This is a genomic window from Ruegeria sp. AL12 (assembly GCF_056540885.1).
The window spans coordinates 1-583 of sequence record NZ_JBQFXN010000172.1 but is presented as its reverse complement, the minus strand read 5'-3'; the positions used below and the strand labels follow the sequence as shown (position 1 = coordinate 583).

General features: G+C 60.7%; 1 protein-coding gene. It reads left to right on the top strand.

From position 1 onward, the window contains the following. Nucleotides 1–583, top strand: a 583-nt coding sequence (locus ACR0C6_RS22055; protein WP_480621322.1) for an AMP-binding enzyme, incomplete at both ends; no start/stop codon positions are given.

The window sequence follows — 583 nt, the reverse complement described above, 5'->3', positions numbered from 1 at the left end:
ATCCTGATCACTCCGCTTCCCGGCGCCACCAAACTCAAGCCAGGCTCGGCGACACGACCGTTCTTCGGAGTCCAGCCGCAACTTGTCGACAGTGACGGCGATGTGCTCTCGGGTACGACGGAAGGCAATCTGTGCATCACCGATTCCTGGCCGGGGCAGATGCGCACGGTCTATGGCGATCACGAGCGCTTCATCCAGACCTATTTCTCGACCTACAAGGGCAAATATTTCACCGGTGACGGCTGCCGGAGGGACGAGGACGGCTATTACTGGATCACCGGCCGGGTCGACGATGTGATCAATGTCTCCGGTCACCGGATGGGAACGGCGGAGGTGGAAAGCGCGCTGGTCTCGCACGATTCGGTTTCGGAAGCCGCGGTCGTGGGCTATCCACACGATGTGAAAGGCCAGGGAATCTATTGCTACATCACGCTGATGGAGGGACAGCAGGGAGACGACGCGCTGCGCAAGGCGCTGGTCAACCACGTACGGCACGAGATCGGACCGATCGCCTCCCCCGACAAGATCCAGTTCGCTCCGGGATTGCCGAAAACACGATCGGGCAAGATCATGCGCCGGATCC